The organism is Alteraurantiacibacter buctensis (assembly GCF_009827655.1).
Classification (GTDB): domain Bacteria; phylum Pseudomonadota; class Alphaproteobacteria; order Sphingomonadales; family Sphingomonadaceae; genus Alteraurantiacibacter; species Alteraurantiacibacter buctensis.
The window spans coordinates 187,636-201,988 of sequence record NZ_WTYV01000001.1 but is presented as its reverse complement, the minus strand read 5'-3'; the positions used below and the strand labels follow the sequence as shown (position 1 = coordinate 201,988).

Genomic DNA, 14,353 nt, shown 5'->3' with positions numbered 1-14,353 from the left:
TAATTCGGCCGGGGGAGCGGCAGAAACTTCATTATGAAAACGATTACCCGATCATCCGCTGACCCTCGCCTGACTGCCTGCTCGCGCCGCCAGGCCCTGGGCCTGCTGGGGCTGGGTGCGGTGGCGGGTACGGGAGCGGTGCCGGGGCTGGCGCTGGCCGCCACGCCTGCGGCACCGGTCCAGGCCTATTTCCGTGACGGGCTGCTGCGCGACACATCGGGCCGCCTGCCGGCCTGGCGCGCGCCGCGCGGGCACCGGGGGGCAGGGCAGGTGGCTACCCTTTCGGAAGAGGCGCGGATCAGGGCTGGAATCGTGTTCTAGCCAGGCAAAATGACGGGCCAGGCGCACAAATCCGCCGGCCTTATGGGAGAGACAACAGTGGTAGAGATTTTTCCCGGCACGCTGACCGACGGGTTCTTCGCCCCGCAGCGGTTCGAGGGCGAGGTGGCCGATTGCGAGATCACCGGCACCATCCCTTCGGACATGGACGGCATGTTCGTGCGCGTGGGGGGCGAATTCTTCTATCCGCCCAAGTTCCCCAACGATGCCCCGCTGCATTCGGATGGCTATATCTCGGCCTTCCGCTTCAGGAACGGCCGCGTGTCGTACAAGGGCCGCTTCATCCATACGCCGCGCTTCGATTCCAACCTGGAGGCAGGGCGTAACCAGTTCGGCCTCTACCGCAACCCGTTCACGCATGATGAATCGGTGCAGGGGATGAACGCCACCGTGTCCAACACTGCGCCCACGGTGCACGCGGGCAAGCTGTTTTCCGTGAAGGAGGACGCGCTGCCGCTGGAGATCGATCCCGTCACGCTGGAGACCATCGGCTTCCATGATTTCAATGGCGGCTGGAAAGGACAGACCTTCACCGCCCACCCCAAGTTCGACCCGCTGACCGGCGATATGTACGCCTTCGGCTATGAAGCCACGGGCCTGGCCAGCGACGATATCTATTTCTACCGCGTGGACAAGCACGGCACCGTGGCCCACGAAATCCGCATCAAGCAGCAGCCCTACATCAGTCTGATCCACGACTTCGCGGTGACGCAGGAGCACGTGATCTTCCCCTTCGCCTGCTACTACACCGACATGGAGCAGCTGCGCGCGGGCAAGATCCACTGGATGTGGGACAAGACCCTGCCCAGCATGATCGGCATCATGCGCCGCGATGGCGATGGCAGCGACCTGCGCTGGTTCCGCGGCCCCGAACGCTGCATGATGCACGTGTTCAACGCGCAGACCGATGGCAACACCGTCACGCTGCTGGCACCGTTCTACAACGGCAACTTCTTCCCCTTCTTCCCCAACGTGGACGGCAGTCCGTGGGACCCCAGCAAGGCGCAAGGCTTCGTGCGCAAGTACACCTTCGACCTGTCCTCCAGCCACGATGGCTGGACCGAGGAGACGCTGTTCCCCGCCCCCATCGTGGACCTGGGCAAGGTGGACCACCGCTTCACCACCCTGCCGCACCGCTATGCCTATTCCACCATGGCCGACCAAAGCCGCCCGTTCGACACGGCACGGGCCGGAGAAGTGGGGCGCAAGCCGGTCAACACCTATGCCCGGTTCGACCTGGCGGAAGGCAGGATGGACACCTTCTTTGCCGGTGACGTGCATTCCTTGCAGGAAGTCAGCTTCGTGCCCCGGCGCGGCTCCACCGAGGAGGGTGACGGCTACCTGATCGGCACCGCCAGCAACCTGGCGGACCTGCGCACCGAACTGGTGATCGTGGACGCGCAGCGGCTGGAGGAAATGGGCCGGGTCTACCTGCCCTTCCGCGCCGCCACCCAGGTCCACGGCTACTGGTGGGATGCCGAACAGCTCAATCTCAACGAACGGGAGGGTAACGCATGATCGACCGGAGAGACGCCTTGCGCGTCATGGCCGCAACCGGCGGGGCGGCGCTCGCCGCGCGCTCTGCCGTGGCCGAAGCGCAGAACGTGCCCGACCCTGCCACCCTGCCCGAACCGAAGGACTTCGGCGGCCTGCGCACCCGCTATGCCTTTTCGGTCAGCGTGTTCTTCAAGGAGCGGATCATGGTCGATTCGCCCTACTCCCGCGCTTTCGTGCCGGCCATCGGCGGCGAGATCTGGGGGCCGCGCCTGTCGGGCATCGTGGTGCCTTATGGCGGGGCGGACTTCGGCGGCGGCGGCGGTCCGCTGGATGCCCACTACATGTTCCGCGCCGATGACGGCACGCCGATCTACATCAACAATCGCGGCTACATGAAGCGGATCGGCGCGCGTGCGAGCGTTGAGCGGACCATGCGTCCGCGCAATGCCGATGGCACCTTCGACCAGAACTTCACCGCCCCAGCGGACAGCGTGGTGCCACTGCGGATGCGCACCTCGCCCTATTTCGAGGCGCCCAGCGACAGCGCCCACGCGTGGATGAATTCGACCGTGTTCATCGGTCACGGCCTGCGCCGCATGGACCCGGACCGCACGGTCTTTACCTATTACGAGGTGCTGTGATGGTGGACCGCAATCTGACCCAGGCAATCGACCACGGTGACGAATTCATCGCCGACGTGGGCTTCGAGCCGGCCTTCACCCTGACGCTGCAGCACGACGTGGCCGAGCGGATCGCTGGCCCCAGCGGCACGCGGCTGTTCCGCAAGATCAACGGCGGGACCATTGCCGGCCGGATCGAGGGCACCGTCTATGGCAACGGCGGCGGCGATTTCTCGCTGCTGCGGCCCGATGGCGTGGCCGAGATCAACACCCACGCCCTGTTGCAGACGGCCGCGGGTGAATGGTTCTACCTCTTCAACATGGGCTATGCCCGGCCCGACGGTTATCACCGGATCACCGCCTGGGTGGATACCGACGTGCGCGGCAACCTGGAATGGACCGCGGGGCTGTTCTTCATCGGCACCGGCGAGACGGCCGCCGATGGCCGGAGCACCACGATCCGCTACTACGAAGTCACCTGATTTTTGGCTAGCAACCGACCGGGCTGGATGGCCCGGCGGCACGGGAGGAGAGGATCATGCGGAAAACTGTTCTGGCGCTGGCAGGGGCCGCGCTGGCCATGCTGGCGGGCGCTCCTGCGGCAGCGACGGGGGAAGAGATGGATTGCGACAAGGCCTGCCTGGAAGGGATCGCCGCGCAATACCGCACGGCCTACCTGGCGCATGATCGCACGCGGGCACCCTTTGCCGATCACGTCCGTTATACCGAGAACAACATCGAGATGCCGTTTCCCGATGGCACCTGGGACACGGTGACCGAGGACGTGGGCCCGGCGCTGATCCTGTCCGATCCGGTAACGGCGCAGGTGGCGATCTTTACCCCCATCCGCCAGCGGCTGATCGAAGGCCACCTGGCCGTGCGGCTGAAGGTTGAAGGCCGCCGGATCACCGAAGTGGAGCATATCATCTCCACCGCGCGCAACCTGTCCAGCCCGCCCACGCCGATTGCGCCCCATACCGAATACCAGCTTGATCCGCTGATGGACCAGGTGGTGCCGCAGCGCGATCGGGTGGGTCGCGGGGCGCTGGCCGCCCATGCCCACGGCTATTTCGACACCCTGCAGCGCAACAACGGCGAAATCCGCGGCACCTGCTTCAAGCCCGAAGCCATCCGGCGCGAGAACGGGATGCTGTTTTCCGACATCAAGGGCGGGTTCGAGAGCGGCCGCTACCTGTTCAACAACCGCGTGCGGCGCGACATCATCCTGGTGGACGAGGAGCGGCAGGTGGCCCTGGCCCGTGGTTTCATCGATCACAAGGGCGTGCTGGATACCTACACCCTTACCGATGGCAGCCCGGCCCGCTCGATCTTCCAGGAGCCGCAGAGCTGGGGCCTGCTGGAAGCCTTCAAGGTGAATGACGGATGCATTTCCTCCGTCGTCGCCACCTTCTACCAGGCGCCCTACTACACCCAGTCGCCGTGGAGCCCGCGCCCGTGAACCGTCTCGTCCTGACCCTGGCCCCCCTGCTGCTGGCCGGCTGCCAGGCGGCGGACGGGGCGGAGGCGCAGGGCGGGGCAGGGCCGGAATATACCCAGGCCGAGATCGACAGCGGCGCAGCCCCCGGGCCCGCCGTGGTCGCCATGCGGCGTGAACTGCTCAACCCGGCGATCAACGCCTTCACCCTGCGCAACACGCACCTGCTGTTCCCCTATCGGCTGGTCGATGCCCCGGAGGTCGAGCGTGCGCTGCCTGACGGGCCGGACCTGGCCATGCCGCAGGCAACCCTCAACGGGCAGAGAGTGGACTATGCCGCCTGGGCGGACGGCACCTTCACCAATGCCCTGCTGGTGCTGCAGGACGGGCATGTGGTGTTCGAGGACTATCGCAACCGGATGACGGCCGACACGCCGCACCTGGGCTTTTCGATGACCAAGACGGTTACCGCCATGCTGCTGGGCCAGGCCCTGGCCGAAGGCGAGATCGACAGCCTGGACGATTCCGTTGCCAAATATGTGCCGGCGCTGGCCGACGGGGCCTATGGCCAGGCCACCATCCGCCAGGTGATGCAGATGCGCAGCGGTGCCGACATCGAGGAGCGCTACGACTTCGGCGAGAACCCCAGCCTGGCGGCGCAGATCCACGAGAGCGCCATCGTGCAGAACCAGCGCTGCTTTGCGGACTTCGCGGTAGGCATCGGCCAGCGGGCCGAGCCGGGCAGCACGTTCAACTATGCCACGCTGGATACCGCCGTGCTGGGCTGGGTGCTGGAAGAAGCCACGGGCAAGAAGTTGGAAGCGTTGCTGGAAAGCCGCATCTGGCAGCCGCTTGGCGCTGAACACGCCGGCCACTTCATGGCCGATGGTCCGGTGGGAACCGGCCGCGCGCTCAACGGCATGGGCTTCAACGCCACCCTGCGCGACTGGGCACGGCTGGGGCAGCTCATGCTGGACGATGGCATGGTGGGGGATACCCGCGTGCTGCCCGAAGGCTGGGTGCGGCAGATGACCACGATGGTCCCCACCGGCCAGACCGGCGGAGATGGCTTCCCGGGCTATGGCCTGCAGACCTGGCAGGTGGATGGCGAGCCGGGGGCCTACAGCGCGGTTGGCCTGGCGGGCCAGTATATCTATGTCCATCCCGCCACGCGCACCGTGGTGGTCAAGCTGAGCTATCACCCGCCGGTGGAGCCGGCCTGGCTGACCCCGGGCGAAGTGGCCTATTTTGCCGCCATTGCCAAAGCCGGAGCCGCCCGATGATCAAGCCAGAACTGGAATTCGTCTACGAAGCGGGGGGTGACCTCGATCCCCCGCGCGAGATCGGGCCGGTGGTGGACGGCACGCGGCGGATCATCCCGATCCAGAGCGGCGGCTATGTCAAAGGCCCGCTGATCAGCGGCAAGCTGATGGGCAATTCGGCTGACTGGCAGTTGACCCGCCCCGACGGGGTGACCGTGGCCGATGCGATCTATGCCATCGAGACCGACGACGGGGTGCTGATCCAGATCCGCAACAAGGGCCTGCGCCACGGCCCGCCGGAAGTGATGGACCGCCTGCGCCGGGGCGAGGAAGTGGACCCGGCGGAATACTATTTCCGCACCGTGCCCGAATTCATCGCCCCCATCGGCAAGTACGACTGGCTGAACAAGTCGATCTTCGTCTGCTCCGGCGCGCGCTATGCCAGCGGCATCAAGCTGTGGGTGTGGCGCGTTACGTGAAGGCGTTTGCCCGCATCGCCGCGCTGGCGCTGCTGGCTGCGCCGCTTCCTGCCGTGGCGCAAGACCCGTCCGCCATGCGGGGCTGGGTCGATGCTGCGCTGAATGCCTCGGCGCAAGACCTTGGGGCGATCTACCGCGACCTGCACCAGCATCCCGAGGTGGCCTTCCAGGAAACACGCAGCGCGGGTGTGCTGGCGGCGCGGATGCGTGACCTGGGCTTTACCGTTACCGAAGGGGTGGGCGGCACCGGCGTTGTCGCCGTGCTGGAGAACGGCCCCGGCCCCACGATCCTGGTCCGCACCGACATGGATGCCCTGCCGCTGGAGGAGAAGACCGGCCTCCCCTATGCCAGTGCCACACCCGGCGTGATGCATGCCTGCGGGCACGATTTGCACATGACCTGGTGGCTGGGCGCGGCCACGGCCTTGGCGGGCAACCGCGCCGCCTGGCACGGCACGCTGGTGTTCATCGGCCAGCCGGCGGAAGAAGGCCTGCGCGGTGCGATCGCCATGCTTCAGGACGGGCTCTACACCCGCTTCCCGAGGCCTGACCTGGCCATCGCCTCCCACTCCAGCAACGCCCCCGCCGGGGCGGTGACGGTGAAGGACGGCACGGTGGCGAGCGCCTCCGACGCGTGGGAGATCGTGTTCCACGGGCGCGGCGGGCACGGCTCCATGCCCAGCCAGACGATCGACCCGGTGGTGATCGCCGCCCGATTCGTGACCGATGTGCAGAGCATTGTGGCGCGCGAGCGGCCGGAGAATGCCTTCGGCGTAATCACCGTGGGCAGTTTCCAGGCGGGCACCGCGGCCAACATCATCCCGGACAGCGCTACCCTGCGCCTGACCCTGCGCGCCTTCGATCCCGATGTGCGCCGCCTGCTGAACGACGGGATGCAGCGCGTCGCCCGCGCCAGCGCGGCGGCCGCCGGTGCGCCCGAGCCGACGATGAACCACTTCAGCGCCGGTGCCCCATTGGTGAACGACAGCGCCGCCGTGGCCCGGGCGATGGCGGTGCTGGGCCCCGCGCTGGGGGATCAGGTGACCTACGTCCCCGCCTATCTGCCCGGCGTTCCGCCGAGCGAGGACTTCGCCTTCCTGGTTGCGCCTGAGCAGACAGTGCCGGGGCTGTTCCTGAACGTGGGCACCTACGATCCCGCCGTGCTGGCCGATCTGGCGGCGCGCGGCGAGGCCGTGCCCGCCAACCACGCGCCGCAGTTTGCGCCAGCAGCAGACCTGGCCATTGTGCCGGGTGCGCGGGCGCTGGTACTGGCGGTATTGTCTGCCGCGGGAACCTGACGCCCGCCCGGCAATTGGCTGAGTATCACGAAAGGATTGACCATGCCCGCAACCCTGCGCCTTGCCCTCACCGCCGCTGCCTCCAGTCTTGCGCTGGCCGCCTGCGCCACCACCGGTGCCGATGGGGAACGCAGCGTCGCCACCGCCACGCTGGCCAAGGCCGATGGCACCCCTGTTGGCGCAGCCGTGGCGATGCAGCGGCCCGACGGGCGGATCGAACTGGTGGTCACCGTGCGCGGCCTGTCCCCCGGCAAGCACGGCGTCCACGTGCACACCACCGGCGCTTGCCAGCCCACTTTCGCCGCCGCTGGTGGCCACTGGAACCCCGGCGGGGCCACCCACGGGCTTGAAGGCGCAGCCGGCCAGCACGCGGGCGACATGCCCAATATCGACGTGGGCGCGAACGGCACCGGCATGCTGACCTATGCGCTGGACCCTGCGGCCACGCTGGCGGGCATGTTCGATGCCGATGGCTCGGCCTTCGTGGTCCACGCGGGCGAGGATGACCAGCGCACCGATCCCGCCGGCAACAGCGGCGACCGGGAAGCCTGCGGCGTGTTTGTGGCGCGCTGACGCGCGTTCGGTCTAGCTGATCCTGATATCCAGCAGGCTGGGCCCGGTCTGGGCGAAGCTCCAGTTCAGGGCTTCGTCCAGTTCCTCCACGCTGGAAACGCGCCGCGCGGGCACGCCCTGCCCTTCCGCCAGCGGCACGAAATCCAGGCCCGTCAGGTCGCAGCCGGGCACGTGGTTCATCCCGAACTCGCTGCTAAATCCGGTCAGCGCGGCATAGGCGGCGTTGTTGAGGATGCAGAAGCTGACGTTGGCCTTTTCCTGGAAGGCGCTGAACAGCCCCTGCACGGTATACATCGCGCTGCCATCGCCGATGATGGCGATCACCTTGTCGCCTTGTGCCATCGCCACGCCCACCGAGGCCGGCAGCGAATAGCCCAGGCCCCCGCTGGCGCAGGTGTAGAAGCCGCCCGGGCGGGTGATCGGCAGGGTCATGTGTTCCGGCCCGCGTGCGGTGGGGCTTTCCTCCACGATGATCGCCCGATCGGGCCGCAGCGCGGCGATGCGCTTCAGCACATAGGCGGCCTTCATCTCGGGCGCGGGGTCGATCCACTGGTGGGTTGTGCCGGTGAACGGCCGCGGCTGCACCATGTCGGCCAGCACCGCCAGCGCGTGCGCCGGATCGCCCAGCACGCCCCCGCCACCCGGCAGGTTGCTGAGGTGGCGCGGATTGTCCGACAGGGCCATCAGTTTCGCATGGGCGGGCCAGTGCGGACCGCTGCCTTCCACGTGATAGGTGAACACCGGCGCGCCCACCACCAGGATGGCATCGTGGCTGTCCAGCGAATCGCGGATCTGGTCGCGCCAGGCGTTAAGGAAGCCGCAGAACTGCGGATGGTTCTCGGGGAAAGTCTCGCGCGCGGCATAGGGCGCGGCATAGACGGAAAGGCCCGCCTTCTCCGCCAGGGCAATGGCCGCGTCCCAGCCCCCGGCATCGGCCACGGCAGTGCCGATTACCAGCGCGGGCTTGCTGGCCCCGTCCAGCAGGGCGGCAACCTGCGCCAGCCCGTCGGGGTGGGCCAGCGTGGTCAGCGTCACTTGCGGCAGGGGGGGCATCTCGCACTCGCGCTCCCAGTCGTCCACCGGGATGGAGACGAACACCGGCCCCATCGGCGGGGTCAGCGCCACCACGAAAGCGCGGGCCAGCGCCAGCGGCACGTCCGCCGCGCGCGCGGGTTCGATGGAGAACTTCACGAAGGGGCGGGGAAACTCGCTTGGCCGCTCGGCCCCCAGGAAGGGGTCGAATGGCAGGATGCTTCGCGCCTGCTGGCCCGCCGTCACCACGATCGGGGTGTTGTTCTTGAACGCGGTGAACAGGTTACCCAGCGAGTGCCCGGTGCCCGCGCTGGAGTGCAGGTTGACCAGTGCGGGCTTGCCGCTGGCCCGGGCATAGCCATCGGCCATGCCCATCACCACCGCCTCGTTCAGGCCCATCACGTAAGGAAAGGGCATCCCCTTCAGCATCGGCAGCTCGGTGCTGCCGGGGTTACCGAACAGCCGGTCAACCCCGAAGTGGGCGAACACGGCGAAGGCGGCGTCACGTACTGTCGTCATGGTCGTCAGATGTCCTCTCCGCCCAGGCGGGCGCGGTCGATGATCGTGGCTTCGTCCCGGCGATAGCGCACCAGCACCACCAGCAGCAGTAGCACGATGAACGGGGCCACCACGTTCACCGACATGATCGCCCCGGCAATGTCGCCGCCGTTCTTGTCGGCCACGATCCCCACCAGGTATGGGCCGATGCCCAGCCCCAGCAGGGTCTGGATGATCATGTAGGTGGAGAACGTGATGCCCCGCATGCGCGGCAGCACCAGTCCCAGCATCAGCGCATAGGCCGGCGGCAGCCACAGCGTCAGGATGATGGAATAGAGGCTGAAGCGCAGGTAGAAATCGATCACCGTCTCGGCACTGTAGGCCCACAGGCCGCAGAACGGGCTGACCGTCAGGCTGCCCAGCATCAGCCACACCATGCCCTTGCCGCCCATCCGCTTGGTCAGCCAGTCGCTCAGCGGCCCCGCAATCAGCGGCCCGGCCACGCCCAGCGCGGCCGACAGCAGGCCGAACTGCAGCCCCGTTTCCGCCGGGGACAGGCCGAACTTGGTGATCAGCATGGTGGGCGTGAAGCCCATCACGCCATAGTTGATCGCGGTCTGCAGCCCGCCCACCAGCATCAGCAGGATCAGGCTGGGTGACAGGATCACGTGATAAGCCGGCCGGTCGGTCAGCTTGAAGCTCTGGAACAGGTTGAGCACCACGAAGGCGCCAAAGGCGATCACGCCCCACTGCATCCAGTGGGCATCCAGTTGCAGGCCCCACAGCTCCAGCGGCGGGCGCGGGCTGAACCCCTGCGCCCAGCGCACCAGGCCATAGGCCACACCCAGGATCACCAGCAGGCCGGCCAGGTTGGTCAGCCACTGGTCGCGCCCGGCATCGCGCCGCCACAGGTAGTACCAGTTGGTGCAGGGCACCACGCTGCCCAGCAGGTCGGCACTGGCGCGGAACGGGGCGGGATCGGGCGGGGTGACGATCCCGTCCATCCCGCCGCGCACCGGCTCCCTCAGCTTCCAGATCAGGTAGGCCAGCGGGAAGCCGGGCAGGGCGGCGATGAAGAAAGCCGCCTGCCAGCCCGAAAAGCCCAGCGGGCCGCTGCCATCGGGGAAGGCCAGGTTCCATTCGTGGGCCACTATGCCGCCCAGCGCCATCGACAGGCCCAGCCCCAGCGCCAGCCCCACGGCCAGGCCCGCCATGCCCAGGCCCCGGCGGCTCTTGGGCAGGGCATCGAAGATGATCGAATTGGCGGCGGGCTGCGTGGCCCCTTCACCGATGCCCACGCCAAGGCGGCTGATGGCCAGCAAGGCAAAACCGCTGGCAAAGGCGGAAAGGCCGGCAAAGAACGACCAGAAGGTAAGGCAGATCGCCAGCAATCGCGTGCGGATCCAGCCATCCACCAGCCGCCCCAGCGGCAGCGAGAACAGGGCATAGAACAGCGCGAAGACCGTGCCGTAGAGCAGCCCGATCTCGGCATTGCCGATGTTCAGGTCGGTGCGGATGTCGTTGGCCAGGATGGACAGGATCTGCCGGTCCAGCAGGCTCATGCACTGCGCGGCGGAAACCAGCGTCAGCGCATACCAGCCATAACGGCTGATTTTCTGCCCTTCGGCCTGGTTGCTCTCGTCTGCCATGCTGCGATCCTCTCTCCCAGGTCGGCACGCCCGCTTTGTGTCAGGCGGGTCGTGCCTCCAGCACCCAATGGTTGTCGGGCAGGGGCACCATGGCTGTCAAAGCCAAACTGCCGTGGGCCAGCAGCGCGGCAAAGCCGGCCTGCGTCCGTTCGGCTCCGTTCCACAGCATCATGGTCATGTCGCCCTGCATGGCGATGGCATGGTCGGGGTTGGCCGTAACTTGCTCGGGCATCACCTTCTCGATGATCAGCACTGTGCCGCCGGATCGCCACGCGGCATCGCCAAGCTGGACGACGATGCGGCGGGCGTGCTCGTCGTTCCAGTCGTGCAGGATGTATTTCAGCACATAGGCGTCGGCCACCTCGGGGAAGGGCTCGAAGAAGCTGGCGGTGACGAAACGGGCGCGCTCGGCGATGCCCTCCGCCGCGAACAGCCTTTCGGCCCCGGCGCGGGCGTGCTCCAGGTCCAGCACGGTGCCGGTGGCATTGGGCGCGGCCTTGAGGATTTGCGCCAGCACCGCGCCATAGCCGCCGCCCACGTCCATGATCGTGGCGAAGCGCGAAAAGTCATAAGCCGCTGCCGCCTGCCCGGCGATGCGGCGCGAGTTGTCGGCCATCGACTGGTTGAAGATCGCCGCGGCGGCGGGATCGCGGTCCAGCTCGGCGAAGCCTTCCGGCCCCCACTTCACGCCCTCCGGCGGGTGCCCCTCGCGCACCACAGTGTGCAGGTTGGCCAACGCGGGCGACAGCCGGGTGCCCACGTGCAGCGCCATGCCTTTCAGCGATTGCGGATGGTCGGCGCGCAGCCGCAGGCCGGTTTCACTCAAGGCAAACTGGCCGCCGCCGTGATCGATGGTCAGGCCGATCGATGCCAGCGCGCGCAGGAAGCGGTGCAGAGCCACGGGATCGGCCCCGATGGCGCCGGCCACCTCGCCCGCCGCAACCGCGCTGCCGTCACCCGGCATGGCATCGACCACGCCCAGGCGAACGGCGGCCACCGCCACGTGGGGCTTCCAGTAGCCCTGCAGCAGTGCCCGCAACTCACCCTGATGCGCGTACTGGGGGTCAGCGACATCGCTCACAGCTTGAACCAGCGCTCCGCGTTGGTCTGGAAGAACTTCTTTTTCTGCGCGTCACTGATGGCCATGTTGTCCATCCAGCGCACTTCGTCCGGCAGGTACTGGTAGGGATAGTCCATCGCGTACATCACGCGGTCCTCGCCCATCACCTCGATCAGCAGCTTCACCGCCGGTTCGAAGGCCATGCCACTGTTGGTCGCCAGCACGTTGTTGCGCAGGTAATGGAACAGGTCATGCTGCAAGGGCTTGAGGCGGGCATAGCGCTGGCTGCGCACCCCGGCCTGGTGCATGTAGTTGTGGCGATAGATCCAGAACGGGATCGCCTCGCACCCGTGGCCCAGCATCATCTGCAGGTTGGGGTAGCGGTCGAACACGCCGGTGGTAAGCATGCGCAGGCCGTGGAACGCGGTTTCCACGCCGAAGCCGAACACAGCACCGTCCAGCCCTGCTTCCACCATCGTGCCGATCATGCCATCGGGCGGGCCCTGCGGGTGGATGTACAGCGGCAGGTCAAGGTCCGCACAGGCGCGCAGGATCGGGTCGAACTGCGCCTCGTCCAGGTAGTGGCCGTGGGTATGGCTGTTCACCTGCACGCCGTGGAAGCCCAGTTCCTCCTTGCCGCGCTTCAGCTCCTGCGCCGACCATTCGGGGTCCATCGGGGCAATGGCGATCATGCCGTGGAACCGGTCAGGGTACTTCTCGCAGGCATCCTTCAGGATGTTGTTGGCGTTGTAGGCGATGCGGCGGGCTTCCTCGACATCGTGCATCGACTGGGTGCCGGGGCTGGTCAGGGCCAGCACCGCCTTGTCGATGCCCGCATCGTCCATCGCGCCGATGCGCAGCGGCCCCAGGTCCAGCAGCCGTTCGCGGATGAAGGTGGTGCGCTCGCTGGCGCTGGTGCCATAGAAGCCCCACAGGCTCTTCGTCCCTTCGTCGCAGCGGCCTTCCTTCACCAGCCGCATGATCGCATCAAGCTGCTCGTGCGTGGCAAAGGCTTCCTCGGTGGCAATGCGCAGATAGCCGCGATCACCGCCGGTTTTCAGGTCATGGGTCATTGTTCGATTATCCTTCGTGAACCGCTTTCAGAACCATGCAGGCACGCACCCCTTCGGGGCCGTCTTCGCTGCCGTGGCCGGACCATTTGACGCCGCCGAAGGGCGCATCCGCCCCGCCGATCATGTGGCTGTTGATGCCCACCATGCCCGCTTCCAGCCGCGCGGCCAGGCGGCGCTGGCGCTGGGGATCCCCGGCCCAGGCATAGGCGGCCAGGCCATAGGGCAGGCGGTTGGCCTCGGCGATCATCGCGTCCTCGTCCTTGAACGGGTTGATGATGGCGACGGGGCCGAACGGCTCCTCGTGCATGATGTCGGCATCCAGCGGCACTTCGCTGATCACCGATGGGGCATAGAAATAGCCCTGGTTGCCGATCTTCTGGCCACCCGCGCCCAGCCTGGCACCCTTGGCTACGGCATCGCCGATCAGGCGGTCCATCGCTTCCGGGCGGCGCGGGTTGGCCATCGGGCCCATCGTGGTGCCTGCATCGAGGCCGTCGCCGACCACAACCTTGCCCGCACCGGCAATGAAGCCGTCACGGAACTTCTCGAACACGTTTTCCTCCACGATGAAGCGGGTGGGGGAAACGCAGACCTGCCCGGCATTGCGGTACTTGCCGGCCACGCAGGTCTCCAGCGCCTTGTCCACGTCGGCATCGCCGAACACCAGCACCGGACCGTGGCCACCCAGTTCCATGGTGGTGCGGATCATGTTGTCCGTTGCCAGCCTGGCCAGGTGCTTGCCGACCACGGTGGAGCCGGTGAAGGACAGCTTGCGGATAACGGGCGAGCCGAGCAGGTGGCGGCTCACCTCGTCCGGCACGCCGAACACGGCCTGGGCCACCTGCGGCGGCAGCCCGGCATCCAGCAGGCACTGCAGCACGCCCAGCGCGGAGGCCGGGGTTTCCTCGGCGCTCTTGAGGATCACCGAGCAGCCTGCCGCCACCGGCGCGCCCAGCTTGCGGCCCGGGTTGCCCAGCGGGAAGTTCCACGGCGCGAAGGCGGCCACGGGGCCCACCGGCTCCCAGCGCACGGTGCTGCGCTGGCCTTCGGGGCGCACCAGTTCACGGCCATAGAGGCGGCTGCATTCGCCGGCGTAGAACTGGAACAGGCCCACGTTCATCATCAGTTCGATGCGCGCTTCGTGGAACGGCTTGCCCTGTTCCATCGTGGCGATCCGGGCCAGGTCATCGGCCCGCTCCAGCATCAGCCGCGCCGCACCGTTGAGCACGTGGGCGCGTTCCTGCGGGGTGCTCTTGCGCCACAGGGCAAAGCCTTCCGCCGCGATCTCCAGCGCGCGGTCGAGGTCGGCCGGCTCGGCCAGCGGCAGCTCGCCCAGCGTCTCGCCGGTGGCCGGGTTGACCACGGGGAAGGTACGGCGGCCGCCGCCGGACACCTTCTCGCCGCCGATGATCATGTGCAGGGTGGGGTATTGGGTCATCTTTAGTCTCCGTCATCCCGGCGAAAGCTGGGATCGATTGCCGGCAAGGCCGAGTATCAACGAGAACGGTCCCGGTTTCCGCCAGGACGAGGCTGTTCGG

14 protein-coding genes are annotated in these 14,353 nt (G+C 67.4%); 9 read left to right on the top strand and 5 right to left on the bottom strand.

The features are described 5' to 3' along the window. Nucleotides 1-33: 33 nt before the first annotated feature. The 9 genes from GRI99_RS00945 to GRI99_RS00905 are packed head-to-tail and all read left to right on the top strand — an operon-like array spanning nt 34 to nt 7,503. Nucleotides 34-321 carry a hypothetical protein gene (locus GRI99_RS00945; protein ID WP_160770142.1) on the top strand — a complete coding sequence of 96 codons (288 nt, stop codon included), beginning with the start codon at nt 34-36 and terminating at the stop codon, nt 319-321. A gap of 57 nt (nt 322-378) precedes the next feature. Further along, on the top strand, nt 379-1,857 hold the full coding sequence (locus GRI99_RS00940; RefSeq protein WP_337192823.1) for a carotenoid oxygenase family protein: 1,479 nt from the start codon (nt 379-381) through the stop codon (nt 1,855-1,857). Beyond that, the gene (locus GRI99_RS00935) at nt 1,854-2,477 is read left to right on the top strand and encodes a DUF3237 domain-containing protein (RefSeq protein WP_160770140.1); all 624 of its coding nucleotides are present in this window, start codon (nt 1,854-1,856) and stop codon (nt 2,475-2,477) included. Before GRI99_RS00940 ends, GRI99_RS00935 begins: the two co-directional genes overlap by 4 nt. Beyond that, nucleotides 2,477-2,938 (top strand): DUF3237 family protein, encoded by a 462-nt coding sequence (locus GRI99_RS00930; RefSeq protein WP_160770139.1) that lies wholly within the window; start codon nt 2,477-2,479, stop codon nt 2,936-2,938. Before GRI99_RS00935 ends, GRI99_RS00930 begins: the two co-directional genes overlap by 1 nt. 56 nt (nt 2,939-2,994) lie before the next feature. Then, entirely contained in the window at nt 2,995-3,915 is a 921-nt protein-coding gene (locus GRI99_RS00925) for a DUF8021 domain-containing protein (RefSeq protein WP_237438056.1), read from the top strand. After that, nucleotides 3,912-5,174 (top strand): serine hydrolase, encoded by a 1,263-nt coding sequence (locus tag GRI99_RS00920; protein WP_160770138.1) that lies wholly within the window; start codon nt 3,912-3,914, stop codon nt 5,172-5,174. The genes GRI99_RS00925 and GRI99_RS00920 overlap by 4 nt, the downstream gene beginning before the upstream one ends. Next, a complete protein-coding gene (locus tag GRI99_RS00915; protein ID WP_160770137.1) occupies nt 5,171-5,632 on the top strand; it encodes a DUF3237 domain-containing protein in 462 nt (153 codons plus the stop codon). Before GRI99_RS00920 ends, GRI99_RS00915 begins: the two co-directional genes overlap by 4 nt. Next, on the top strand, nt 5,629-6,930 hold the full coding sequence (locus GRI99_RS00910; protein WP_337192822.1) for an amidohydrolase: 1,302 nt from the start codon (nt 5,629-5,631) through the stop codon (nt 6,928-6,930). Before GRI99_RS00915 ends, GRI99_RS00910 begins: the two co-directional genes overlap by 4 nt. Before the next feature lie 42 nt (nt 6,931-6,972). After that, nucleotides 6,973-7,503, top strand: a complete 531-nt coding sequence (locus GRI99_RS00905) for a superoxide dismutase family protein (protein ID WP_160770136.1) — start codon at nt 6,973-6,975, stop codon at nt 7,501-7,503. Nucleotides 7,504-7,515: 12 nt separating this feature from the next. Here the strand turns inward: GRI99_RS00905 and mdlC are convergent, their stop codons facing one another. From mdlC to GRI99_RS00880, 5 genes are read right to left on the bottom strand one after another with little or no spacing between them, the layout of a single operon-like run. Next, complete coding sequence (gene mdlC / locus GRI99_RS00900; protein WP_160770135.1) at nt 7,516-9,054, bottom strand: benzoylformate decarboxylase; 1,539 nt, start codon at nt 9,052-9,054, stop codon at nt 7,516-7,518. 5 nt (nt 9,055-9,059) lie between these two features. After that, nucleotides 9,060-10,682 (bottom strand): MFS transporter, encoded by a 1,623-nt coding sequence (locus GRI99_RS00895; RefSeq protein ID WP_160770134.1) that lies wholly within the window; start codon nt 10,680-10,682, stop codon nt 9,060-9,062. Nucleotides 10,683-10,722: 40 nt separating this feature from the next. Continuing rightward, nucleotides 10,723-11,763, bottom strand: a complete 1,041-nt coding sequence (locus tag GRI99_RS00890; RefSeq protein ID WP_160770133.1) for a methyltransferase — start codon at nt 11,761-11,763, stop codon at nt 10,723-10,725. Next, entirely contained in the window at nt 11,760-12,815 is a 1,056-nt protein-coding gene (locus GRI99_RS00885; RefSeq protein WP_160770132.1) for an amidohydrolase family protein, read from the bottom strand. Before GRI99_RS00885 ends, GRI99_RS00890 begins: the two co-directional genes overlap by 4 nt. Nucleotides 12,816-12,822: 7 nt before the next feature. Next, the gene (locus GRI99_RS00880) at nt 12,823-14,253 is read right to left on the bottom strand and encodes an NAD-dependent succinate-semialdehyde dehydrogenase (RefSeq protein WP_160770131.1); all 1,431 of its coding nucleotides are present in this window, start codon (nt 14,251-14,253) and stop codon (nt 12,823-12,825) included. Nucleotides 14,254-14,353 lie beyond the last annotated feature (100 nt).